Below are 23,832 nucleotides of genomic sequence, written 5' to 3' on the forward strand. Positions count from 1 at the left end.
TTCTTGCCTGCCTAAAGGAAAGGCGCTTTGCGCCACGGTTGTGCAGGCTACCCTCACGGCGCCTTGATCGCGACACGACCCCGCTGTACAGGACGCCGAGATTTCAATGGTGTGGACGAGAGAATGCTCAACGGGAAAGCGGTCCTGATCACGGGTGGAACCGGGTCATTCGGCAAGAAGTATACCGAGACGATCCTCTCCCGGTACAACCCCACGCGTATCGTGATCTACTCGCGCGACGAGTTGAAGCAGTACGAGATGGCGCAGACGCACAACAGCCCGCAGATGCGCTACTTCATCGGCGATGTCCGCGACCAGGAGCGGCTGCGCCAGGCGATGCAGGGGATCGACTACGTCATCCACGCCGCCGCGCTGAAGCACGTGCCGGTGGCCGAATACAACCCGATGGAATGCATCAAGACCAATATCGACGGTGCGCAGAACGTCATCGCGGCCGCCATCGCGGCGGATGTGAAGAAGGTGATCGCCCTCTCCACCGACAAGGCGGCCAACCCCATCAACCTCTACGGCGCCACCAAGCTGGCCTCCGACAAGCTCTTCGTGGCGGCCAACAACATGACCGGCGGCCACGGCCCCGTCTTCTCCGTGGTGCGCTACGGCAATGTCGTGGGCTCGCGCGGCTCGGTGGTGCCCTTCTTCAAGAAGCTCGTCCAGGAAGGGCGCGTGCCGCTGCCCGTCACCCACGAGGGCATGACGCGCTTCTGGATCACGCTCCAGGACGGCGTCGATTTCGTGCTGAAGAACTTCGAGCGCATGTATGGCGGCGAGATCTTCGTGCCGAAGATCCCCTCCGTGCGCATCCTGGATCTGGTGGAGGCCTATAGCGGCACGCGCGAGGCCGAGTTCGTGGGCATCCGCCCCGGCGAGAAGCTGCACGAGATCATGTGCCCGGCCGACGACAGCCATCTGACGCTGGAGTTCGACGACCATTTCGTGCTGCGCCCCACCATCCAGTTCCATCATCAGGACCTCGACTACTCCGTGAACGCCCTGGGCGAGCGCGGCCGGCCGGTGGAGATGGGATTTGAGTACCATAGCGGCAACAATTCCGATTTTCTCGACGTCGAGCGCATTCTCGAGATCGACAAGCGCGCCTGAAGGCGTGACACTGCGGCGCGGCCGGCACGGCGCCTTCTCCCGTCCGGGGCGGCGCTCCTTCGAGTGCGTTGCCATCAAGATGCCTTTCCAGCGTGTTTGGAGCGCGGGCATCGCCTCGGAGCATGCGTGAATGAGTGGGCCAGCCGGTGAAAAGGCAAATCAGAAGCAGCCGGGCCTGACGCTCGGGGAGCGGCTGCTCGGCGAGGGGCCGTCCTCTCGCGGCCAGGTCGTCTCCCTGCCGCTGAACGCGGCGCAGCGCCTGGGCGAGCGGCTCAAGGCGCGCCGCCGCCGCCGCTCCCTCGGCCTCAACCTCTTCCTGGCGATCGTGGCCGTGCCCACGCTCGTCATCGCGCTCTATTACGGCTTCGTGGCCTCCGACCAGTACCAGTCCGAATCGCGCTTTGCGGTGCGCGGCACGGAAACCTCCCCGCTCGCCGACCTCGGCCTCTCGGCCCTGCCGGGCACGACGACGCAGGCCTCGGACGCCTATATCGTCAACGAATATATCCGCTCGGTCCAGCTCCTGCGCGACCTGATCGACGATCACGGCATCGACCTGCGCCAGTTCTACGGCTCGCCCGATATCGACGCCTTCTACCGCATAGACCCTTCCATGCCGCTGGAGCGGTTCGTCTCGTACTGGAACCGGGTGAGCGAGAGCGAGTACAACTCGACCACCTCGATCACGACCTTCCAGGTCCGCGCCTTCTCGCGCGAGGACGCGCAGACGATCTCCTCGGCGGTGCTGGCGGCCGCTGCCAAGCTCGTGAACCAGCTTTCCCGGGAAGCGCGCGACCAGCTCATCCGTACGGCCGAGGCGGAGGTCCTGCGCACCGAGCGGAGGCTGGCCGGCGCGCGCTCCACACTCACCGCTTTCCGCAACCGCGAGCAGTCGCTCGATCCGCAGCTTCGCGCCAGCAGCAACGAGGCGCTCGTCCAGCAATTGCAGGGCGAGCTGGCCGATCTGAACACGCGCCGCGCCGCCCTGCGCTCCACCATCTCGGGCGAGAGCCCCTCCCTGCGCGTGATCGACCGGCAGATCGCGGCCGTCGAGGAGGAGCTGCAACGCCAGCGCAGCGCCGTGGGCAGCGGCACGGAAGCCGCCAGCCTCACCGCGCAGCCGAGCAACCGGAATCTCGCCATGGTGCTGAACGACTACAGCGCGCTGGTGCTGGAGGAGGAGTTCGCGCAGAAGGCCTACATGGCCGCCTTGTCGGCGCTGGAAACCTCGCAGGCCGAGGCGCGCAAGCAGGAGCGCTACTTCGCCACCGTGGTGCGCCCCACCGACCCCGCCGTGCCGCTCTACCCCTCCAGCCTGCGCAACACCATGCTCGCCTTCGCGGTGCTCGTGCTGCTCTGGCTTCTGTCCTACTTCGTCATGCAGAGCGTGCGCGACCATGCCGTCTAGGGGCGCCAGTCCGGTTGAGCCGGACCGCGGGGCCCGCCAGCCCGCCCCGGTGCCATGCTCGCTCCGGTAACCGCACCGGCGCGGGGTCCCCTCGCGCTGTTCGGCGAACAACTGCGCATCTCCTCGCGCGTGGTGACGGCGGTGGTGCTGCGCGAGACCAAGACGCGCTTCGGCAAGAGCCGCCTCGGCTATCTCCTCGCCATCATCGAGCCGCTGGCCTTCGTGGGGATCTTCATCGGCCTTCGCGCCCTGATCGGGCGCCACGTCCCCTTCGGGGAAAGCCTGGTGCTGTTCTTCCTGACCGGCCTTCTCGTCTTCCGCATCTTCCTCGCCATCTCGGGGCGGGTCGCCAGCGGCATCAGCGGCAACAAGGCGCTGCTCGCCTATCCGCCGGTGAAGGTCAACGACATCCTCTTCGCGCGCCTCCTGTTGGAGATGCTGACGATGTATGTCGTCTTCGCGCTGTGCTTCGGGGCCCTGGCCTTCGTCAGCGACCGGGCGGTCATCGTCCATCCGGTCGTCATGGCGGAAGCGCTGGCGGCGGTCACGTTCCTGTCCTTCGGGCTCGGCGTCCTGAACGCGGTGCTCTCCGTGCTCCTCCCGATGTGGACCATGGTGTTCAGCCTCCTGCGCATTCCCCTGCTGCTCGCCTCGGCCGTCTTCTACCTGCCCAGCTCGCTGCCGCACTGGGTGCAGGAAATCCTGTGGTGGAATCCGCTCCTGCACTGCGTGGAGTGGATGCGCAGCGGGACCTATCTGGTCTACGACCCGCTTCTGGACAAATGGTACCCGCTCCTGGTCGGGCTCGTCATGCTCGTGGCGGGCTTTGCGCTGGAGCGCCTCTACCGCTATCGCCTCCTGGCCGCCTGAACCATGATCCGCCTCGTCAATGTGGAGAAGACATATCCGACGCGCACCGGCCCCAAGACCGTCTTCTCGGGGCTGAGCTACGATTTTCCGCGCGGCGAGAACACGGGCATTCTGGGCCCCAATGGCGCGGGCAAGTCCACCCTGATGCGCCTCCTGTCCGGTGCCGAGCTTCCGGACAGGGGGCGCGTGGAGCGCGGGGCGCAGGTCTCCTGGCCCCTCGGCTTCGCCGGCGGGCTCCACGGCTCGCTCACGGGCCGGGAGAACGTCGCCTTCGTCTCGCGGCTCTACGGCAAGGACTACGGCGAGATCCTCGACTTCGTGGAGGATTTCGCCGAGATCGGCCGCAACATGGCCAACGAGGTGAAGACCTATTCCTCGGGCATGAAGGCGCGCGTCGCCTTCGGCCTCTCCATGGCGATCAATTTCGACTACTACCTGATCGATGAAGTGATCGCGGTGGGCGACGCCAGCTTCAAGCGCAAGTGCCGACAGGTGCTGGACGACAGGCTGGGCTCGGCCACGGTGATCCTCGTTTCCCACTCCGCCGGGCTCCTGCGGGAATTCTGCGAGACGGGCTGCGTCCTGGAAGGGGGGCGGCTTCGGCGCTTTAACCGTATCGAAGACGCCTTCTCCTACTATGAGCGGACGTCCTGACGGGTTGCGGCTCTTGGCCGCCAGCCGTATACGAGGCCGCGCGCATCTCCATGATCGCGCGGAAGAATTGCCAGGGCGGCGCGGCCGGCCGGGGCCCTGGCGGAATGGGGGAAGGCCGTGACGAATTCAAGCAATGTGGTGGCCCTGCCCGTGGCGGGTGGAGGCGCGACTGAGGCCGGGCGCGTTCCTCGCGTCCTCCTGCTGCAGGGGCCCGTCGGGCCGTTCTTCCGCAAGTTGCAGGACGCTCTCAACGAGGGCGGCTTCGATGCCTGGCGCGTGACCTTCAATGCCGGCGACCGGTTCTTCGCGCGCGGCCACAAGACGGTGAATTACGGCGAGCGCCCCTCGCGCTATGCGAGCTGGCTGCGGGCTCTCCTGGTGGATGGCGGCTTCTCCATGGTCGTCCTCTTCGGGTGCGCCCGGCCCATCCACGAGATCGCGCGCAATGTCTGCCGCAAGCTGTCGATCCCGGTCCTGTCGCTGGAGGAGGGATATTTCCGCCCCGGCTTCGTGACCATGGAGGAGGGCGGCAATTGCGCGGCCTCGCCCATCGCCGGCCGCCTGCCGTCGGAGGACGGCCAAGGCTGGACCGAGCCGGTGCGCTCGGACAGTCCGCGCTCCTCCTTCGCGCAGATGGGCCGCTACGCGGCCGTCTACTACCTCGTGCACGGCCTGTTATCGAGGCGGGCCGAGCGGCGGTTCTTCCACAAGCGCGAGCGCCTGAACCTCATGCAGGAAGCGCATTGCTGGGCTCGCAGCGCCTTCCGCAAATATGCCGATCTGCCGCGCAACTCCGCCTGCATGGAGCGGCTGCTGGAGCGCCATGACGGGCAGTTCTACCTCGTCCCCCTGCAGGTGCCGGACGACGGGCAGCTTCATCTGCGCTTCGGCCTGGGCTGGAGCAACACCAGCGTCATCGAGCGGCTGGTGGCCTCCTTCGCCCGCCGCGCGCCACGCGCCACCCGGCTCGTCTTCAAGGTCCATCCCATCGATCGCGGCCATTTCGACTATGTGGGCCATGTCCAGGCCATCGCCGAGCTGCACGGCGTGTCCGGCAGGGTGGATGTCCTCTCCTCCGGTTCGGTCGGGCTCATGGCCCGCCATTGCCGCGGGATGATCACGATCAACAGCAGCTCCGGCTTCTCGGCGCTCCACCACGGGCGCCCGCTGGGGGTGCTCGGCCGTGCGATCTACGGGCATGAGCAACTCGTCAGCCTGCTCGGCGACGATACGGATATCGACCGCTTCTGGACCGAGGCGCGCGCCGCGCCCGCGGCGCTGCGCCAGGAGTATCTTGGCTGGCTGCGCGCACGCTCGCTGAAGCCCGGCGACTTCTATCTCGCCGAGGAGTTCGCCGTCACCGCTCAGGCCGTCACGGACTGGTGCGCGGCGCAGGCGAAATCCCCTTCGCGCACGGCGTACCCCCCCGTCGTCGCCTTCCCTGCCGACGCCTCCCTCGCGGCGGGGTGATAAGCAGGCCGTGGCCGATATCGTCCTGACGACCTATCCGGCCGAGAGATCGCGCAATGTGGGCGACGCGCTGATCACCCATTCGATGATCGAGCTCGTCCGTGCCCGCGTCCCGGCCTTCGAGCCGGTGGTGATGTTTCGCGAGACGCCGCTGGACGAACTGCCCCGGGAGACGCGGCACCGCGTCTTCGCGCCGGGTTTCTCGGTGGCGAACGGCACCTATCCCGCGCTGTTCCCGCTCTTCACCGATCTCGACCGCATGGAGCGGTTCTGGCCCGTCGGCTGCTCCTTCCAGGCCAATCTGCCGGAAAGGGCGTCCTTCGAAACGCCTTACGGCAAGGACACGCTGGCCTTCCTGAAACGGATGGCGGAGCGCTTCGGGCCGTTTCCCTGCCGCGACCAGTTGATCGTGGATCGGCTGGAGCGCAGCGGCGTGCCGGCCTTCTATCTCGGCGATCTGGCCCTCTTCGACGAAAAGCGCATCGGCACCGCGCTGCGCGTGCCCCCGCCCGTGGGCACGCTGGTCATCACGCTCCAGCACCATGTGCGCTATCTGGAGCAGATCGTGGATCTGGCCAAGCGCGTGCGGGCCCGATACCCTGAATGGCGTCGCCTCGTCTCGATGCATGCGGTGCCCAACCCCATGAACCGGGTGCTCGCCGCGCGCATGGCCGAACTCGGCTACGAGCTGCTGGAGGTCCATGGCGAGGTCGCCAAGCTCGATCTCTACGAGACCGTCGATCTGCATGTCGGCTATCGCCTGCACGGGCATCTGCATTTCCTGCGCAATCGCAAGCCCTCCATCCTCATGGTGGAGGATGCCCGTTCCTACGGCTTCTCGCGCACCCAAGGCACCGCCTTCGGCTGCGTGGACGCCTGGTCGCAGGAGAGCCGGGAGCCCGACGACACGGCGCCCGAGCGGGCACTTGCCCTTCTGGACGAACAGATGGCGAGCGGCTTTTCCGGCTACGCGCCGCTCCTGGCCTTCATAGACCGCACCCATGCCGAGCGCGTCTCGCCGTGGTTCGACGCCGTGGCCGAAGTCCTGAACGGCTAAGGGCGCTACCGCAGCCTGTCGCGCCAGAGCACGGCCGCGCGGTTGACCGCCTGCTCCAGGCGTTCGCGCCATCCCGGCACGCGGCCGGAGCCAGCCGCTTCGGCCGCGAGCGCGCGGACGAGCTCCTCGGGCGTGCAGGGCAGGCGGCTGAGCGGGTGAACGTGGAAGGGGTAGAGGATCAGGGCGCCGGCCACCAGCTCGTCCAGCGAGAGGGCGCGGGTCCGGCGCGGAGCCTCCAGCCGGTCGTCCGTCAGGCCCCAGCCGGCATAGAAGGGCGTTCCGTGCACGCCCACGGCCCGGCCGCGCAGGAGGGCCTCGAAGCCGGTGAGAGAGGTCATTGTCTCCACCCGGTCGGCCCAGGCGATCCACTGGTGAACGGACCCGCCCGGTGCCGTCACGTCCTGCCCGCGCGGCGCCGCGCCCCCCGGCCGGCGGCCGGACGCCACGTCCGGATGCGGGCGGAACACGATGAAGGCTTGCGGAAAGAGCGCCCGGCAGGCCGCCACCAGCGCCGCATTGGTGGAGACGGAGGGTGAGCCGAGGCGGATGGACCGATCGGCCTCCACCTGCCCGGGAACGAGGATACGAAGCCGCCCCTCCGCGACGGCGGGGGGCTCGAAGCCCTGACCGACATTGTACTTGGTGACGCCGCCCGCCACGATCGCCTCCCGCAGGCGGCGGGCGCGGGACAGGATGCGCGGCGTGAAGTCCGTGAGCGACAGGAGCGTTTCCAGCTCGCCCGGCCTGTCGCGTTCGTAGTGGACGCCGGCCCGGTCGAGCGTGAGGGAGGAGGGCATCACCAGATCGACGCCGAGCCCGGCCGAACGCAGGAAACCGTCCTCCAGGCGCAGGAACGGGCCTTCAGCGCTCTCCGGCCCCCAGACGGCGACCTCGCCGCCCTCCGCCCGCGCGCGGCGCAGCGCCGCCGGGTGCGCAAGGGCATGGCGCGGCCGGCCTTTCGGCCCCACGAGGAAGGGCGCGACCGCGCGGCGCTTCCAGGGCGAGAGCCCTGCCGTGTGGACGCGGCCGCGCAGCCGCGCGCGCTGGTCGCGCACCGCGAGCGCCTGGTCGAGCGCGACATCCAGCGACACGCGCCGTCGCGTGTGCAGGTCCAGATAGACGGCGTAATGGGCGTGGAAGGCGACGAAGAGCTGCGCCAGCGAGGCGGGCTTGAGCGCCGGGTGCTCGAACCGGTCCCGTGTCAGCCCGCGCCCGGCATAGAAGCTTCGGCCGTAGCTGATCACCGGCCGGCCGGCCATCAGGGCCTCGAAGCCGATCTGACTGGAGATGGTGTAGACCGCGTCCGCCTCCTCCACGAGGCACCAGGGATTGACCGGCCCCGGCACGAGGACGGGCACGCCGAGCCGCCGGGCGGCCTCCATGAGCGCGCTGCCCTTGCGGGCGGCCGGGTGCGTGCGCACGACGAGCGCGCGCCCGGCCGCCTCGTCCGCGGCCTCGCGCACGAGGCGCTCGAAACTCGCCGGCCCGGCGCCGGCGCCGGCGATGGAGGCGTCATGCGCGACCTGGTCGACGAGCAGGAGATAAGGCCGCCCGCCCGCGGGGCTCTCGGCGCCGGCCTGCCCCTGCGGCCAGTTGTTGAACTTGGTGATCCGCTCGGCCCGCATCCGCGCCATTGCCGCCAGCGCCCATTCGCTCTGCGCCGCCGAGGGTGGCGGGCCATCCACGTGCGCGGCGAAGTCGCTCGGGCGTGCGGTGTCGAAATAGATGCCGGTGCGGTCGAGGACGTAGCTGTGGGGCGGCTCGCGCAGGCCGGGGTCGTAGCCCTTCAGGAACCCGTCCTCCACGAGCAGGAGGGGCTTGCCTGCCTGCCGGGCGAGGGCGCCGGCGCGGCGGGCCGATGGCCGGGCACCCCATCCCAGAAACGTCTCGCAGCGGGCCGGGAGGCCGGGCAGGGCAGGCACGGGCACGGCGCCGGTCAACGCCGCCATGTCCCCGCGCGCGGCCCACAGGCCGAAGGAGGTAAGGCCGACCGTCTCGGCCCCGTCCTTCTCTTGCGGGCCCCGCTGCATGCCTTTAGAGCGGCGCCGCGACCTGGCCCGCGAAGGAGGTCGAGCTCGTGATGAGCGAGATGAACTTGAGGAAGTCGGCCGAGCGGTGGCGGGCGACATAGAGCACGTCGCCGTCGCGCATCATGAACTTCTGCCCGACGAGATAGGAGGATGCGTCCGAGAGGTCGAAACGGTAGACGATCGGGTAGCGCCCCTGCCGGTCGGGAAGCATCCCCTCCTGCTTGAGCTGGGCGATGCGCCCGGCCCCCAGCAGCGCCTCGACGACGCTCGGATACTCGTAGCGGAAGACGAAATAGCCCTGCGGGTCGGCAAGGCTGATCTGCGCGCCGCCGGCCAGGGAGGCTGCCTCGATGACGTTCAGCTCGTCCGTCTCGAAGGGCAGGCGCGCGGAACGGCCGGCCGAGCCGAGCACGGAGAACATGCGCGGGCGAGCGGACACGAAGATCTGGTCGCCGGGCTGCGCGTAGATGTTCTCGCCCGGATTGTTGAGGATCGCCTGGAGCGGAACCTCGCGCGAGACGCCGCCGCGCGTCAGGCGGACGATGGCGTCGTGCGAGGGCACGCTGGGCCCGCCTGCCTTGGCCAGCACCTCCATGAGGCGGTCGCCGCGAAGGCCGAGCGGCACGGGGGAGGGAGAACCGACCGAGCCGTTCACCGAAACGACGCGCGAGCTGTTCTCCGTCAGGGTGAGAATCACGTCCGGCTCGACCGCGCGCCCTTCCAGGCGCGAGACGATCTCGCGGCGCGCCCCTTCCAGAGTCTTTCCGTTGAAGCGGAAGGAGCCGACATAGGGGATGGAGGCGCTGCCGTCCGGCTGCACGGTGACGGTGAGGGTGGAAGAGCGATTCTCGGTGGTGGAGAAGAGCCCGTCCGGCCCGGCCTCGAAAATGGTGATTTCCAGCGTATCGCCCACGCCGAGCGTGGGATTGACCGAGCCGCTGCCCACGCCGAAGGCGCTCTGAAGGTCTCCGGGCCAGAATTCGGCGGCGATGGCGGCCACCTCCTGGTCCACATCCACCGCGTCGAAGGTGAGCGGGCGCTGCGCATAGGTCTGCGCGCCGCGATTGGCCGCCGAGCCCAGGACCTCGGCCGTCAGCGGCCCGTTGCTGGGCACGCAGCCTGCCAAGCTCAGCGCAAGGAAAGCGGACGATAACAGTCCGACGGAGCGGCGGGTGACGAATTGCGGGCGCGTTGCGGGCTCGCCGAGATAGCGACTACGCATCTGCCCAGGCTCGATTACCGTCATTCAACCATCAATCAGCGATGAAATTTCCACGCCATCTAGCATGGAATGATCGAACAAAGCGCTAACGGGCTCGGCAGTCCGCCAATCGGTGGCCGTGGTGTTGCAGCCCGAACGCACCTGCCTTCAGTCCTTCGCGCGCGAGAGGCGGCGCAGCATACGCGGCAGGATCTTGCGGAAGGGCGGGTCGAACAGGCCCTTGCGCCTGTTCCACGAGGCCCTGCGATCCTCCCGCGTCTCCTCGATCTCCCCCAGGAGATAGCTGGCCTGCGCGGTAAGCGCGGCAAGGTCCGAGCGTAGCTGGCGCCGCTGCGCCTGCGAAAGGCGCTCCGGCTCCAGCCGTTGCAGCATGGCCCCGGTCTGCCTGAGCTGGGAGAGCGCGCGCATGGGCGCGACCCTTTCCCGGTGCTCCTGCCGCAAGGCCGCCATCACCTCGCCGATCTCCGCCGCACGGGCCGCGTCTCCCGTGTCCGCGAAGGGCACGAGCGCGGCCTCCAGCACCTTGTCGCCGGGCGCCGCCGCTTCGAGGAGGCCGGCAAGACCCGCGATCCGCTGGGCCGCGAGCCGGGGATGCTGGGGCGAGAAGGGCGCGGCGAAGGGGAAGACCTTGCCCGGATCGCCGCCCTGGCGATGACGGATCAGCAGGAAGCCGATCGCACGCCAGATCGCGCGCATGGGCTCGTCGAGCGCGGGCAATTGCGCCGCGAGCGCCTCCACGAGCGGCCAGCCGCCCTCCAGCTCCCCCCATGCGCCCGGCTTTCCCAGCCAGGCAAGGTAGCGCTCCGCGAGCGCGAGCTCGCCGATCTCGCGCTCGAGCTGCGCCTCGCCCTCCAGCCGGTAGGCTTCGATCATGCGCCCGGCCGGCAGCTTCAGGACGTCGCGCTGCGTGCGCAGCTTCATCCTGCGGTTCGGCCAGCCGTAGCCGAGCTTGGTCTCGGGCGCCATCTGGAGGCTCGCCTCGAGATATTCGAGCTCGGCCGTCTCGATGCCGGGCGGCAGGATCGCGATGTCCACCCGGGCGAAGGGCGCCTCGTCCCCGTCCTTCGCCTCGTTCAGTGCGCGCATGGCGGCGAGCCGGCGGTTGCCGTTGACGACGACGCCCTCGGCCGTGGCGATCAGCGGCTCGACCTGGCGGCCGGCGCGCGCCAGCTCGGCCAGGATGGGGCCGCGCGGGTCGTTGGCATGGGCGCTCAGAAGCTCATGCAGCACCGCTTGCTCCTCGGCGCTCTCGCCATCCGCCGCGCCGGCCGCAAGGCCAGCCGCCGCGAAGGCCTGCGCGCGTTCGGCGATCAGCCGCCCGTTGTCGAAGCGATAGGCAAGGTCGCTATGGGAGAGGCGCACCACGGGGCAGTCGCGATAGAAGCCCGCAAGCGCGACGGGATGGGAGCCGGGCTCCTGCCCGGACAGGGCATGGGCGATGGCCGCGCTGCGCTGGCCGGCCGGCGTGAACCAGCGCGGATCGTAAACGGCGATCGCCGGCTTGGCCGACGCCTGCGGCACATCTCGAATCAAGGCCCTCTCCTTCGCGGAAATGGCCTTTCGAGCCACACCGCTTCTCTCCATCGCCTATGAGGCGGGAGATGGGCGGAGGGGCGAAACGCAAAGGAAACCCCGCCCCGGCGAGGAGCCGGGACGGGGCGATATGGAACCGATAGACGGACGCTTCTTAGAAGCGGAAGCCGACGCCGGCCTTGACGATGTGCGACTGGGTGTCGAACTCGTAGGAGTTCGCCGCCGTGGAGATCGTGCGCGTGCCGTAGTCGGTGAAGCGATACTCGCCGCGAACGAAGATCGTGTCGGTGGCGGCGAAATCGATACCGGCGCCGACCGTGTAGCCGGTTTCGGTGCTGCTGCTCGTGGCGGTGCCGGAGAAGTCGGTCGCCGTGTAGTCGATGTCGCCGAGAGCCAGACCCGCCGTCGCGTAGATCAGCGCGCGGTCGATGCCGTAGCCGAGACGCGCGCGGATCGAGCCCTGCCAGGACTGGTCGGCACCCGTCACCGCGCCACCGCGGAAGGTGGAGCGGCTGTCCTGCGAATCGAGATACTCGATGTCGGCCTCGGCGCCGAGGACGACGCCGTTCCACTCGTAGTTATAGCCGGCGAAGGCGCTGGCGGTCACGCCGTCATCGTCCGTCAGGTAACGGCTCGAGAAGGTGCCGGCGTCGTTGAAGCCGGTGATCTCGGTGGCGTTGTCGAAGACGTAGCCGACGGTCGCACCGGCGTAGAAGCCGGTCCAGACGAAGGCCGGCTCGTAGGCGACGACCGGAGCGGGAGCCGCCGGCTCCTCGTAGATGACGTCTGCGGCCAGAACGGGGGTTGTCGACGCGGCGACGGCAGCAGCAAGGAGGAGGCGCTTCATGATATCATTCTCCATACGATAGGCATGTGAGCCGACTGAGTAGCACTCCAATGATTAAGAGTCCGCTTGGGTTTTCCCGTTGAGCACATCCGTGCACGGTTGTTGCGCTCGTGCAACTATAAGAGGCACCATAGCCGGGCGGGCCGGCCGGCAAAGCCTAATTCTTCGGCTGGGCCAGCCACCAGAGCACGATGGTCGCAAGGGTCGGCAGGAGTGCATCCGCCAGGCTCTTGCCATCCCAGAGGGTCAGGTCGAGGCCGGCCCACCACGGCATGTCGGCCCGCAGGCGGCTGGCCGAGGCGGCGATCCAGCGATATTCGGCCTGGGTGATCTCCCGCGCCCAGAAGAAGGCCGACATGGCAAAGGCCCCGTGGGACCAGCGCCCCGTGCCGAGGCGGATCGCAGACTGGAACAGGAGGGCGATCAACGCGTGCATCATGATGCGGCCGGCCTCCGCCATGCCCGCCTCGGCAGGCCGACCATGCGGGCAGGTGTGGGGCCGCCGGTGTCGATATCGGCGCGACCTTCTTGTATCTCCATGCTTCCTCCCGCCTTTGACGGGCCCCTCACCAACAAGCCGGAAGAGCCCCATGCGACTGAGCGACTACACCACGCTGACCTTCGACTGCTACGGAACGCTGATCGACTGGGAAAGCGGCATCGTCGAGAACCTCGCGCCGCTTCTGGCGCGCCTGCCGCAGGCGCCGGGCCGCGACGCGATCCTCCAGGCGCATGCCCGGCACGAATCCGCCCAGCAGGCGGCGACGCCCACCATGCCCTATACCCGGCTTCTGGCCACGGTCTATCGGCGCCTGGCGGAGGAATGGGGCGTGCCCGTCTCGTGGGAGGAGTGCAAGGCCTATGGCGCGTCGGTGGGCCGGTGGCCGGCCTTCCCCGATTCGGCCGAGGCGCTGGGCTACCTGAAGCGCTTCTACAAGCTGGTGATCCTGTCGAACGTGGACGCAGAGAGCTTCGCGGGCTCCAACGAGAGGCTGGGCGTGGCCTTCGACGCGGTCTACACGGCCGAGGACATCGGGTCCTACAAGCCCTCGCCGCGCAATTTCGAGTACATGCTGGAGAAGCTGCGGACGCTGGGGGTGGAGAAGGCCCAGATCCTGCACACGGCCGAAAGCATGTTCCACGACCACGCCCCGGCGAACGCCTTCGGGCTGGCCTCCGCGTGGATCTATCGCCGCCACGGGCGCGAGGGCTTCGGCGCGACGATGCATCCGGGCGACATGCCGCGCTACGACATCCGCTTCAACTCCATGGCCGAACTCGTGGAAGCGCACCGGCTGGAACAGTCGGCGCGCTGAGGAGGCGGGGCTCTTCCGCCTGCCGGGCCGGCCCCCGCCACGCGTGGTCCGGTGGGAAAGGCTCGCCGCAACGGCAAGCCAGGCAGGGTGCGAAGATGCGGGCGCTAACCCTTCGTTAACCATGTCCTGCACCTAGTGGGTGTAGAGCGCCGGCCCTCACGCCGGTAATTGCACGCCGGGCGTGCATCGGTTTGGCGGGTCGCCTGTGTTCGATTTCGACGTTGCGGAAAGGCTCGTATCACGACGGTCCCGCCTTCGGGGGGTGGCGCTGGTGGTCTGCTCTGCCCTTCTCGTCTCCGCCTGCGAGACGCGGACGCACAAGCCCCGGCTGGACCCAGCGCCCGTCTCCTCCATCGCTGCGGCCGGCGGCGCGGTGACGGCCTTCGCCGAAGCGCCGCGCGGCGAACCGGTGCCAGCGAGCGCGCCCGCCGCTCGCGGCCTGTTTGCCGATGCGCTGCTGCGCGGCGCGCCGCAGGCCGGCGCGATGACGTTCGAGGAGGCCGTTCGCCGGGCGGTCGCCTCCCATCCCTCGGTCGCGCGGGCCATGGGCCGCCTCGGCCAGCAGAGCGAGGTTCTGAACGAGGCGCGGGCGGGCTATCGGCCGCGCGTGAACTGGGGTGTCGATTCCTCCTACGACACGCAAGGGCAGGACGGCTACAGCCCCGCGCTCAGCATTTCCGCTTCCCACACCATCTTCGATTTCGGAAAGGTGGACGGCCGGGTCAAGGTGGCCGAAGCCGGGATCGAGGGACGCCGCTCGCAGATCCTCATCGCGGTGGACGAACTCGCCCGCGAGACCGCCCAGGCCGCGATCGAGGCGCAGCGCAACGAAGCCCTGCGCGTCATCGCGCGCGACCAGATCGAGGACATCTCCTCCATTCTCGACCTGGTGCGGGCCCGCACGGACAAGGGCGCCAGCACGCGCTCGGACGAGATCCAGGCCGAGGCCCGCGTGCAGGCGGCGCAGTCCACCCTCCTGGAGATCGAGGCGCAGGCGCGGCGCTGGCAGAGCGCGCTGTCCTCGCTTACGGCAAGCCCGGCCCCGGTGAACGCCGGTGCCCCCGCCCCGCAATGGCTGGCGAGGGCGTGCAACTCGCCCGAGCCGGACTGGTCGCTCGTGCCCGCCGTGATGGAGGCGGAGGCAGGGCGGGCGGCGGCCATGGCCGAGCTGGATCTGACGCGCGCGCAGGCCATGCCCACCCTGTCGCTCGATGCGGGTGCGGGCTCCCGGTTCGACCATCTCGGCTCGCGCGAGCCCGATTACAGGATCGGCCTCAATGTGGGGGGCAATCTCTACAATGGCGGCGAGACGCAGGCGCGCCGGGCGGCCGCCACCCATGCCCTGCAAGCCTCCGAGGCCGCCGGGCTGGAGGCGCGCCTCACCGCGCGGCGCACGCTTCTGGAAGCCAGGGGGCAGATCGAGAGCATGCGCGGGCTGCTCTCCTCCCTCGCCTCGCGCCAGAGCATGATGCGCGAGACGCGGGACCTCTACCGCGCCCAATATCTGGAGCTCGGGACGAGAACCCTTCTCGACCTTCTCAATGCCGCGCAGGAGTTGCATGCGGCCCGCTTCGACGGCGTCAATATCGAGCACGACCTGCGCCGCCTCGCCATCGACTGCGGCTTCAGCACCGGGCGCCTGCGCGAATATTTCGCGCTGACGGGGCCATGGTAATAAGCGGTTGTGCGGCGCAGTTTTATTTGGGACGGCATGTTCATAAGGATGAATATCTGTTCTTTAACGAAATATTCATCTTTAAATCTTGCGCCGTAAACCAATCCTTAGCCCTGCCCACGTGAAACTCGATCCGAAATGCAATCTCGAGTTGCCATTGCGGCGATTCGCCCGATGATGTTCTCGAGGCTTCTCGTGAAAATCGTCGGAGGGCCGCCGGGGAGAATGGATAATTCGGGCTGAGCGCTGCGCGGTCGCAGTGGAGCCGGGAATATCCGCCCCGATCAGCATCTTTATTCGCAGCCGCCCGAAGATTTCCGGCGGCAGGGGAGTTCCGTGTCCTGCGCATGGAACCACGTTGGAGGTTATACCGTGGTCGCGATCGTAACAGACACAATCAGTGGAACATCCCGAACGGTTTCCCTCGACGGGCTGTTCATCGAGAATCCCAGCATCGTCCAGATTCCCGTCGCCCCCGGCGATGTCGCATCCTTCATCCGGGAGGGCGATGATCTCCTGCTGCGCCTGGTCAATGGCGAGGTCATCCGGGTCGCGAATTTCTATGTCGCGCCGGGCGAGGAGGCCAACCACCTCGTCTTGGAGGACGAGAACGGCAATCTGTGGCTCGGCCAGTATTCCGACGGCCTGGCGGATTTCCGCTTCTCGCAGATCGAGGCGGTGGATCAACTCGTCGGCGCGGCGGGCCAGGATGCCTCCGTGCTCGGCCTCGCGGGCCTCGGCCTCCTCGGCGCCGGAGCGGCCGCGATCGCAGGCGGCTCGTCGGGCGGCGGCTCATCGGGTGACGATACAGACGCGGATGCTGACGCGGATGCAGATGCGGACGCCGACGCCGACGCCGATGCGGATGCGGACGCCGATGCTGACGCGGACGCCGATGCTGACGCTGATGCAGACGCTGACGCTGACGCTGACGCTGACGCTGACGCTGACGCTGACGCTGACGCTGACGCTGACGCTGACGCTGACGCTGACGCTGACGCTGACGCTGACGCGGATGCCGATGCTGACGCGGACGCAGATGCAGATGCTGACGCGGACGCGGACGCCGATGCTGACGCTGATGCAGACGCTGACGCGGATGCAGATGCTGACGCGGATGCAGATGCGGATGCTGACGCGGATGCCGATGCTGACGCTGACGCTGATGCGGATGCAGACGCGGATGCCGACGCCGATGCGGACGCCGACATCGTCGCGGTGGATGACCTCGCGACGGCCCGGCTGAACATCCTTCCCGTCACGACCGAGGTCGATCTGGGAGAGGCCAATTATCTCGCCTTGGTGTCGGTCGGCATTCTGGACCTGCAGGCCACCGTTCTCGGCACCGAGAGCGTGACCTTCTCGGTGGAGGAGGGGACGACGCTGGATGCCACGTTCGACTTCGGCGCGCTGGCGGCGATCGGGCTTCTGAGCGACTATGCGGTGGTCGTCCAGCGTTGGGACGGCACGCAGTGGACCTCCATAGACGGGTCGGGCGAAAGCACGCTCCTCGACCTCACGCTTCTGGGCGGCAACAGCTATCAGGCCGCGCAGACGCTGGAGCCGGGACAGTACAGGGCGTTCGCCACTTTCGAAGGCGTGGGCGTCGGGGTGGCCGGCTTCCTGGAAGTCGGCGGCACGGTGTCGGACTTCACCGAGATCGGCGGCTTCGAGGCGGTCCCGGTCGAAGGCAACGTCATCACCGGCGAGGGATCGGACACCGTCACGCCGACGACCGTGGTCTCGAGCGTGAACGGGGTGCCCGTCAACGGCGAGACGACGATCGCGGGCAGCTTCGGCGTGCTCGTCATCGCGCCGGACGGCAGCTACACCTATACGCCGAACGAGGACGCGGCCGGGATCGGCCGGGTGGACGAATTCTCCTACACGATCACCGATCCGGCGACGGGCCTCTCCGATACGGCCACGCTCTTCGTGCAGATCGACAGCGAGGGCCAGGGCCTCGTGTGGGATCCGGCGGATCCGGGCGCCGACGCCACCACGGTGGTCGCGGTGGCCGACGCCGATACGGCGGCGATCAACACCCAGCACCCGTCCACGCCCAATCCAACGGTGGAGGACGCCATCGCGTTCACCTGGCTGCTGGGTGTGGATGTGGGCCTAGGGCAGGTCGTCATCGGCGAGACCTCGGGGCAGACAGGCTTCGTCGTCGCCGAAGGCACCACGCAGGATGTGAGCATCGACGTCGCGGTCAATTCGGTCATCTCGCTGGTGGATTCCATCCTCGTCACGGTCGAGCGCGAGGTGAGCACGGGCATCTGGGAGGTCGTCCAGACCTTCGGTTCCGGCGGAGTCCTCGACCTCGTGGGCCTTGCCAACGAGTCCCTCGTGGCCGAACTCGACGGGCTGGAAGCCGGTAACTACAGGGTGACGGTGGCCAACACCTCCGTGGTCACGGCGGCGGGCACGGTTACCGTGGACATCGCCTCCGAAACGGCCGATCTGAGCCAGGTGGTCGGCGCCCCGTCCGCCGCCAGCACCGGCAACGTGCTGGAGGACGATACGCTCGCCTCCACCTTCACGGAGTTCCAGATCGAGAGCGGCGGCGCCTTCGTCGAGGTGGCCAACGGCACGCAGGTGCAGGGCGCATACGGCGTGCTGACCGTCAATGCCGACGGCAGCTACTCCTACCAGCCTGCGCCGAACCTTGCCGGGCTCGGGCAGGAGGATGTGTTCGCCTACCGGCTCGTGCACCCGAACGGGGATATTTCCTCGGCGACGCTCACCGTCGCGCTCGAGCTCGGCGACGGGCCGACGCCGCCCGGCGCCGGCGCCCCGACAATGGCCGAGAGCGATGTGATCGCGCTCGATCTGATGGACGCCTCGGGCGAGGGCGAGGGCGAGGGCGAGGGCGATGACGGCACGCCGGACGGCGACACGGCCGAGGCGCCCGAACTGGCGCTGCTGGTGGAGGAGCCGGGCGAGGCCCTTTCGCTCGACGCCTTCTCGGCTCTCTCCGGGACGGCGGACGAGGAGGAGGGCGATGCCGATATCGGCGGGACGATGGCCGAGATCGCGACGGTGGACGCCGCTCCGCCCGCCGACCCCTTCTCGCACCTCACCGGTGACGACGATTGGCAGAACGCGGGCACCAGCGCCCTGTGAGCCTGCCTCCCTTCCCACCGGGGCGCGGCCTGCGCCCCGGTGGCCCATGACCCTCGTGCGAATCGAAGGATGATCCATGCCGGGCCCCGAGCTGAAGCCGGATCGGATGCCGCAGCCGGAGGGCGCGCCGGACACCGCCGCCTGGATCGAGGCTCTCGGCCACGTGGCGCGCCACTTCAAGGTGCCCTTCTCGCCCCGCGGCGCCGAGCGGCTGGCCGGTGCGCTGGAGGCGGCCAGCGAGGGGGAGGCCGTCGCGAGGCTGGGGCGCCGGCACGGCCTGCGCGTCAGGCCCGTGCCGGCTTCGCCCTCGGCGTTGACGAGCCGGCGCCTGCCCGTGATCCTGGCGCTCCACGACGGCTCGGTGGGTGTCGTCACGGCGCTGGGCGCCGGCGGCGAAGCGAGCGTGGTGTTCAGCGGGGACGACGGGCTGGCGACGACGCTGCCCTGCGACATCCTCCTGGCCGAAACCCGCCTGATGGTGATGGCACGGCCCGAGCGGGCGGCGGCCGACGAGCGGGTGGACGCCTATATCGCGCCTTATCGCGAGCATTGGTTCCGCCGGCTGGCGTTGAAGGATATCCGCCCCTACGGCCATGTCCTCCTGGCCTCGCTGGTGGCCAACACGCTGGCGCTGGCCGGCGTCCTGTTCTCCATGCAGGTCTATGACCGCGTGGTGCCAGCCCGCTCGCTCAACACGCTCCATGTGCTGTTCATCGGCGTGCTCATCGCCCTTTTCTTCGACTTCGTCATGCGTCGGGCGCGCACGCGCATCATCGACATCCTCGGCAAGCGCACCGACATGCGCATCTCCGACCTCGTCTTCGGCCACGCGTTGAGAGTGAAGAACGGCGCGCGGCCCAATTCCACGGGCACCTTCATCGCCCAGTTGCGCGATCTGGAGCAGGTGCGCGAGCTGCTGACCTCGACCACGGTCGCGGCCATCGCCGACCTGCCGTTCTTCTTCCTGTTTCTCTTCATCTTCTGGCAGATCGGCGGGCCGCTTGCCGCCGTGCCGGCGGCCGCGCTCGTGCTGCTCGTGGTGCCGGGCCTGGCCGTCCAGGGGCGCTTGCGCGCCTGCGCCAACGAGGCGATGCGCGAATCCTCCCTGCGCAACGCCATGCTGGTGGAGGCCGTGCAGGGCGTGGAGGACATCAAGTCGCTCCAGGCCGAGGACCATTTCCAGGAGCGCTGGAACCACTTCAACGCGGTGGCGGGTGAGGCGCAGCTACGCCTGCGCGCCATCACCAACGGCCTCGCCGCCTGGAGCCAGTGCGTCCAGACCGGGACCTTCGCGGTGATCGTCTTCTTCGGCGCGCCCCTGGTGATGGCCGGCGACATGACAACCGGCGCGCTGGTGGCCTCCTCCATCCTCAGCTCGCGCATGATGGCCCCCATGTCGCAGATCACGCAGGTTCTGGGCCGCCTCCAGCAGGCAAAGGTCGGGCTGAAGAGCCTCGATTCGATCATGCAATTGCCGGTGGACCATCCCGAGACTGAAACCCGCGTCAGCGCGCCGCTGCTTGGCGGGAACTACCGCCTGCGGGCCGCCGCCTTCCATTATGCCGAGTCGCAAAGACCCGCGCTCACGGTCGGCGACCTGGCCATCGCGCAGGGAGAGCGGATCGCGCTCCTGGGCAAGAACGGCGCCGGCAAGTCCACCCTGCTCATGGCGCTGGCCGGCCTTGCCGAGCCCGCCTCGGGCGAGGTGCTGGTGGACGATCTGGCGCTGAACCAGATCGACCCGGCCGATCTGCGCCGCCATGTGGGCCTCCTGGCGCAGGGCGCGCGCCTGTTCCACGGCACGATCCGCGAGAACGTCACCATGGGCGCGCTCCATGCCTCGCAACCGGCGCTTCTGGACGCGCTCGCCATGGTGGGGGCCGACGAGTTCATCCGTCGGCTGCCCAAGGGGCTCGACCATCCCATCCTCGAGGGCGGGCGGGGCCTGTCGGGCGGCCAGCAGCAGGCCCTCCTGCTCGCCCGCCTCCTCATCCGCGACCCTTCGATCGTGCTTCTGGACGAGCCGACGGCGGCGATGGACGAGGCCAGCGAACGCCATTTCCTCTCGCGCTTCCAGGCATGGAGCGAGGGCCGCACGGTGGTGATCGCCACCCATCGCATGCGCGTGCTCGACCTCGTGCGGCGCGTCCTGGTGGTGGATGGCGGCCGGATCGTGCTGGACGAGCCGAAGGAGGAGGCGCTGAAGCGGATGCGCGGCGTCGGCAAGGTCATGGGCGCGCCCGCCGTCAAGGATGCGCGCCCGGCCCTGCGCGCCGTGGCGCAAGGGGGAGCCTGAGATGACGCTGAGCGCGGACGGCTCCGCCGGCTGGACTTATGGCGAGGAGGACGAGGTCCGCCTCTCGCGCTCCACGCGCGTGGTGGGGCTCTTCACGCTCCTGCTCGCGGCGGGGCTCGCCTGGGCCTTCTTCGCGGAGCTGGACGAGGTCTCCACCGGCGACGGGCGCGTCGTGCCCACCCGGCGCGAGCAGGTGATCCAGTCGCTGGAAGGGGGCATCGTCGCCGCGCTGCATGTGCGCGAGGACGAGGTCGTGGAGCCCGGCCAGATCCTGGCGCAGCTCGACCCCACGCGCTCGCAGTCCGACGTGGAGGAGAGCGCGGCGAAATACCGGGCCGCGCTGGCCGCCTCGGCCCGGCTGAGCGCGGAGGCGGACGGCGTGCCGCTCCGCTTTCCGCCCGAGCTGGACGCCCATCCCGAACTCATCGCCGCCGAGACCGAGCTCTACACCGCGCGCCTGCGCGCCCTGGAGGAAGCGGTGCGCTGGGTGGAGGAATCGCTCGGCCTCATCCGTTCCGAACTGGAGATCAACGAATCCCTCTCCGCCATCGGGGCGGCCAGCCATGTGGAGGTGATCCGGCTGCGGCGGCAGATCTCCGAGCTGGAGCTGAAGAAGGTCGAGCTTCATGCCGACTACGCCGTGCGCGCGCGCGAGGAACTGTCCGGCGTGAACGCGGAGGTGAATTCCCTTTTCCCCGTGGTCGCCGGGCGCGCCGACAGCCTCGCCCGGCTCACGCACCGCTCGCCGGTGCGCGGCATCGTGAAGAATATCGAGGTCTCCACCATCGGCGGCGTGGTGCCGCCCAACGGCAGGCTGATGGACATCATTCCCCTCGACGACCAGTTGCTCATCGAGGCCCGAATCTCCCCGCGCGACATCGCCTTCATCCATCCCGGACAGGCGGCGAACGTGAAGGTCAGCGCCTATGACTACGCCATCTATGGAGGGCTCGAGGGCGAGGTGACGACGATCTCGCCCGATACGATCCAGGACGAGGTGGACCGTGAGACCTATTACTACCGCGTCTTCATCAAGACGCAGGCGGACGCGCTGGTGAACAGCGCGGGCCGGCAATTCCCCATCGTGCCGGGCATGATCGCCACGGTCGATATCCACACCGGCGCCAAGACCGTGCTGGACTACCTCGTGAAGCCCTTCAACAAGGCGGGCGAGGCGCTGCGCGAACGATGAGAAAGCCGCTTTCGAAGGCCGGCCCGGTGCCGCTCGCGCAAAAGCTCTCGGCCGTCCGCGCCGCGCTGCGCGCCCGGCCCGTGGCGCTTCAGGCGCCTTACCCCGCCGTCACCCTGTTCTTCTCGGTCTGCGACGGATTCTCGCGCGCACGTGTCGTCAACGCGTCGGGGCCTTCGCTGGAATCGGCTTGGCAGAGCGGGCTTTCCGCCCTGCGCCCGCTTCTGAAGGAGGCGGGCCTGCAAGGCCGCTGGGTGCGGGTCGACCGGGTGGAGGGTGTGAAGGAGACGAACTGGAAGCAGCTGCGCGCCATCCTCGCCGCCACCAAGCGCAACTATTTCCGCCACGGGCTGGCGCTCGACGCCGGTCTGGCCAACGCTTTCCTGGAAGAGGAGCTGAACGCCAACGCCATGCTCTACGGCGGCAATGCGGTGGAGCATGCCGTCCTCAACGAGCGGAACTTCTCGCTCTATGCGCGGGCCCGGTATCCCGGCCTCGACGCGCCCGGCTTTCGCGACGAGGCGCCGGTGTTCGTCCTGTCCACCCGCGGCGTGTTCTGCGACGAGGCGGGGCGGCTCCATGAACTGAACGGCCCCGGCCCGAATGCCGGCCGGCGGCATGTGGAGCGCCTCGACGAGGCGGGCCTCCTGTCGATGATCGAGGACGCCTCCGCCTATCTCGCGCGGCAGGTGAAGGCGGACGGCTCCTTCGTCTATGGCTGGCACCCCTGCTTCGACCGGCCGATCGGGACCTACAACACGCTGCGCCACGCCAGCACCACCTATGCGATGGTGGAAGCCTTCGAGGTGACGCGGGACGCCCGGCTCGGGGCCGCCATCGAGCGTTCGCTGGCCCATCTCACCGGCGCGCTCATCCACACCCGCGCCCTGCCGGGCGGCGGCGAGGCGGCGTTCCTTGTCGACACGGGCGACGAGATCAAGCTGGGCGGCAACGCGGTCGCCATCCTCGCACTTGCCAAGCACGCGCAGGTGACGGGCGCGCGCGCGCATCTGCCGCTCATGGAGAAGCTGGCGCTGGGCATCGCCCATATGCAGGACAAGGCCAGCGGCGCCTTCGTCCACGTGCTGAAGGCGGGCGACCTTTCGGTGAAGCAGGGCTTCCGCACGATCTATTACGAGGGGGAGGCCGCCTTCGCGCTGATGCGCCTGTATGCCCTGACGAAGGATTCTCGCTGGTTGGCCATGGTGGAGCGAGCATTCGAGCATTTCATCGCGCAGGAGCACTGGAAGCACCACGACCACTGGCTGGGCTATTGCGTCGATGAGCTGACGCGCCACCGCCCGGAGGAGCGCTACTTCCGCTTCGCCATCCGCAACGTCGCGGACCATCTCGACTTCGTCGCGAACCGGATCACCACCTTCCCGACGCTTCTGGAACTGATGATGGCCGCGCGCCGCACCCTGGCGCGCATCGATTCCATGCCGCAAATGCGCCCGCTTCTGGCGCAGGTCGACCTCGTGCGTTTCGAGGCCGCGCTGCAAAAGCGCGCGCATCATCTCCTGAACGGCCATTTCTGGCCGGAACTGGCGATGTTCTTCCGCAAACCCGACAGGATCGCCGGCTCCTTCTTCATCCGCCACCACGCCTTCCGGGTGCGGATCGACGACGTGGAACACTACCTTTCCGGCTTCGTGGCCTATTGGAACGATCTGTCGGAAACCGCCATGCCCCGCAACGAAGTTGCTATCCGAAGGCCGGCTGGCGCACAGGGCATCAAGACGAGCTGCGGATCGTGAGCGTGACGCTGTGGTTCGAGTCCGGACTTGCGGCCGATCTCAGCGGTGCGGCCGCCGTCGCTGCGCTCGCGACCGGCAAGGTCGTGCTGGAGAAGGGGACGACCGTCAGCATTCCCGTGTGCGGGGCAGGGCTTCCCGTCGGCCTGCCTGCGCATCGCCCGCGAGGGTAAGGGCGCCGTTGCCTCATCTTGCGGCGAGGTATAGTTCTGCTCAATCGGTGCGCGTCGGCCGCTCCGGGCCATTGCATAGCGCGTGCCGACGAC

General features: G+C 68.6%; 19 protein-coding genes and 1 pseudogene. 15 read left to right on the forward strand and 5 right to left on the reverse strand.

What is annotated here, in order from left to right:
• The first annotated feature begins 123 nt into the window (after nt 1–123).
• From pseB to J7654_RS06830, 6 genes are all read left to right on the forward strand, one after another.
• Nucleotides 124–1,119 carry a UDP-N-acetylglucosamine 4,6-dehydratase (inverting) gene (gene pseB / locus J7654_RS06805; RefSeq protein WP_209739281.1) on the forward strand — a complete coding sequence of 332 codons (996 nt, stop codon included), beginning with the start codon at nt 124–126 and terminating at the stop codon, nt 1,117–1,119.
• Between the two features lie 130 nt (nt 1,120–1,249).
• Nucleotides 1,250–2,527 carry a KpsE/RkpR family capsule polysaccharide export protein gene (locus J7654_RS06810; RefSeq protein ID WP_209739283.1) on the forward strand — a complete coding sequence of 426 codons (1,278 nt, stop codon included), beginning with the start codon at nt 1,250–1,252 and terminating at the stop codon, nt 2,525–2,527.
• A 54-nt stretch (nt 2,528–2,581) separates the two neighbouring features.
• Nucleotides 2,582–3,397, forward strand: a complete 816-nt coding sequence (locus J7654_RS06815; protein WP_209739285.1) for an ABC transporter permease — start codon at nt 2,582–2,584, stop codon at nt 3,395–3,397.
• Nucleotides 3,398–3,400: 3 nt separating this feature from the next.
• Nucleotides 3,401–4,051, forward strand: a complete 651-nt coding sequence (locus J7654_RS06820) for an ABC transporter ATP-binding protein (RefSeq protein ID WP_209739287.1) — start codon at nt 3,401–3,403, stop codon at nt 4,049–4,051.
• Between the two features lie 117 nt (nt 4,052–4,168).
• Entirely contained in the window at nt 4,169–5,521 is a 1,353-nt protein-coding gene (locus J7654_RS06825; protein ID WP_209739289.1) for a capsular polysaccharide export protein, LipB/KpsS family, read from the forward strand.
• 10 nt (nt 5,522–5,531) lie between these two features.
• Entirely contained in the window at nt 5,532–6,578 is a 1,047-nt protein-coding gene (locus J7654_RS06830; RefSeq protein WP_209739291.1) for a polysaccharide pyruvyl transferase family protein, read from the forward strand.
• A gap of 5 nt (nt 6,579–6,583) precedes the next feature.
• On the opposite strand, the gene J7654_RS06835 is transcribed toward J7654_RS06830, so the two are convergent.
• The 5 genes from J7654_RS06835 to J7654_RS06855 all read right to left on the reverse strand — a co-directional run bounded on the left by J7654_RS06835 (nt 6,584) and on the right by J7654_RS06855 (nt 12,670).
• A complete protein-coding gene (locus tag J7654_RS06835; RefSeq protein ID WP_209739293.1) occupies nt 6,584–8,608 on the reverse strand; it encodes a capsular polysaccharide biosynthesis protein in 2,025 nt (674 codons plus the stop codon).
• A 4-nt stretch (nt 8,609–8,612) separates the two neighbouring features.
• Nucleotides 8,613–9,830, reverse strand: a complete 1,218-nt coding sequence (locus J7654_RS06840) for a polysaccharide biosynthesis/export family protein (RefSeq protein WP_209739296.1) — start codon at nt 9,828–9,830, stop codon at nt 8,613–8,615.
• A 147-nt stretch (nt 9,831–9,977) separates the two neighbouring features.
• The gene (locus tag J7654_RS06845; protein ID WP_209739297.1) at nt 9,978–11,363 is read right to left on the reverse strand and encodes a hypothetical protein; all 1,386 of its coding nucleotides are present in this window, start codon (nt 11,361–11,363) and stop codon (nt 9,978–9,980) included.
• A 154-nt stretch (nt 11,364–11,517) separates the two neighbouring features.
• Nucleotides 11,518–12,210, reverse strand: a complete 693-nt coding sequence (locus tag J7654_RS06850) for an outer membrane protein (protein WP_209739299.1) — start codon at nt 12,208–12,210, stop codon at nt 11,518–11,520.
• A gap of 157 nt (nt 12,211–12,367) precedes the next feature.
• Nucleotides 12,368–12,670 (reverse strand): hypothetical protein, encoded by a 303-nt coding sequence (locus J7654_RS06855; protein ID WP_209739301.1) that lies wholly within the window; start codon nt 12,668–12,670, stop codon nt 12,368–12,370.
• Nucleotides 12,671–12,800: 130 nt separating this feature from the next.
• Between J7654_RS06855 and J7654_RS06860 the strand changes: the two genes are divergently transcribed.
• From J7654_RS06860 to J7654_RS06890, 9 genes and pseudogenes are all read left to right on the forward strand, one after another.
• The gene (locus J7654_RS06860; RefSeq protein ID WP_209739303.1) at nt 12,801–13,526 is read left to right on the forward strand and encodes a haloacid dehalogenase type II; all 726 of its coding nucleotides are present in this window, start codon (nt 12,801–12,803) and stop codon (nt 13,524–13,526) included.
• A gap of 271 nt (nt 13,527–13,797) precedes the next feature.
• Entirely contained in the window at nt 13,798–15,201 is a 1,404-nt protein-coding gene (locus J7654_RS06865) for a TolC family protein (RefSeq protein WP_245195698.1), read from the forward strand.
• Nucleotides 15,202–15,573: 372 nt separating this feature from the next.
• Nucleotides 15,574–15,855, forward strand: a pseudogene (locus J7654_RS18515) (BapA/Bap/LapF family prefix-like domain-containing protein); the annotation flags it as partial.
• Between the two features lie 145 nt (nt 15,856–16,000).
• Nucleotides 16,001–16,447 carry a hypothetical protein gene (locus tag J7654_RS18320; RefSeq protein ID WP_245195807.1) on the forward strand — a complete coding sequence of 149 codons (447 nt, stop codon included), beginning with the start codon at nt 16,001–16,003 and terminating at the stop codon, nt 16,445–16,447.
• On the forward strand, nt 16,420–18,327 hold the full coding sequence (locus J7654_RS06870; protein ID WP_245195750.1) for a BapA/Bap/LapF family large adhesin: 1,908 nt from the start codon (nt 16,420–16,422) through the stop codon (nt 18,325–18,327). The genes J7654_RS18320 and J7654_RS06870 overlap by 28 nt, the downstream gene beginning before the upstream one ends.
• 76 nt (nt 18,328–18,403) lie before the next feature.
• Complete coding sequence (locus J7654_RS06875; protein ID WP_209739307.1) at nt 18,404–20,623, forward strand: type I secretion system permease/ATPase; 2,220 nt, start codon at nt 18,404–18,406, stop codon at nt 20,621–20,623.
• A 1-nt stretch (nt 20,624) separates the two neighbouring features.
• Entirely contained in the window at nt 20,625–21,815 is a 1,191-nt protein-coding gene (locus J7654_RS06880) for a beta-barrel domain-containing protein (protein WP_209739309.1), read from the forward strand.
• Nucleotides 21,812–23,569, forward strand: a complete 1,758-nt coding sequence (locus J7654_RS06885; RefSeq protein ID WP_209739311.1) for a YyaL domain-containing protein — start codon at nt 21,812–21,814, stop codon at nt 23,567–23,569. The genes J7654_RS06880 and J7654_RS06885 overlap by 4 nt, the downstream gene beginning before the upstream one ends.
• Complete coding sequence (locus J7654_RS06890) at nt 23,566–23,739, forward strand: hypothetical protein (protein WP_209739313.1); 174 nt, start codon at nt 23,566–23,568, stop codon at nt 23,737–23,739. Before J7654_RS06885 ends, J7654_RS06890 begins: the two co-directional genes overlap by 4 nt.
• Nucleotides 23,740–23,832 lie beyond the last annotated feature (93 nt).

This window comes from Aureimonas populi (genome assembly GCF_017815515.1).
Classification (GTDB): domain Bacteria; phylum Pseudomonadota; class Alphaproteobacteria; order Rhizobiales; family Rhizobiaceae; genus Aureimonas; species Aureimonas populi.

What these genes read in the sequence shown, in the direction of transcription:
- J7654_RS06850 (WP_209739299.1), bottom strand. Translation starts at nt 12,210, where the DNA reads ATGAAGCGCCTCCTCCTTGCTGCTGCCGTCGCCGCGTCGACAACCCCC.
- J7654_RS06835 (WP_209739293.1), bottom strand. Translation starts at nt 8,608, where the DNA reads ATGCAGCGGGGCCCGCAAGAGAAGGACGGGGCCGAGACGGTCGGCCTT.
- J7654_RS06860 (WP_209739303.1), top strand. Translation starts at nt 12,801, where the DNA reads ATGCGACTGAGCGACTACACCACGCTGACCTTCGACTGCTACGGAACG.
- J7654_RS06815 (WP_209739285.1), top strand. Translation starts at nt 2,582, where the DNA reads ATGCTCGCTCCGGTAACCGCACCGGCGCGGGGTCCCCTCGCGCTGTTC.
- J7654_RS06855 (WP_209739301.1), bottom strand. Translation starts at nt 12,670, where the DNA reads ATGGCGGAGGCCGGCCGCATCATGATGCACGCGTTGATCGCCCTCCTG.
- J7654_RS06820 (WP_209739287.1), top strand. Translation starts at nt 3,401, where the DNA reads ATGATCCGCCTCGTCAATGTGGAGAAGACATATCCGACGCGCACCGGC.
- J7654_RS06875 (WP_209739307.1), top strand. Translation starts at nt 18,404, where the DNA reads ATGCCGGGCCCCGAGCTGAAGCCGGATCGGATGCCGCAGCCGGAGGGC.
- pseB (WP_209739281.1), top strand. Translation starts at nt 124, where the DNA reads ATGCTCAACGGGAAAGCGGTCCTGATCACGGGTGGAACCGGGTCATTC.
- J7654_RS06880 (WP_209739309.1), top strand. Translation starts at nt 20,625, where the DNA reads ATGACGCTGAGCGCGGACGGCTCCGCCGGCTGGACTTATGGCGAGGAG.
- J7654_RS06840 (WP_209739296.1), bottom strand. Translation starts at nt 9,830, where the DNA reads ATGCGTAGTCGCTATCTCGGCGAGCCCGCAACGCGCCCGCAATTCGTC.
- J7654_RS06885 (WP_209739311.1), top strand. Translation starts at nt 21,812, where the DNA reads ATGAGAAAGCCGCTTTCGAAGGCCGGCCCGGTGCCGCTCGCGCAAAAG.
- J7654_RS06810 (WP_209739283.1), top strand. Translation starts at nt 1,250, where the DNA reads ATGAGTGGGCCAGCCGGTGAAAAGGCAAATCAGAAGCAGCCGGGCCTG.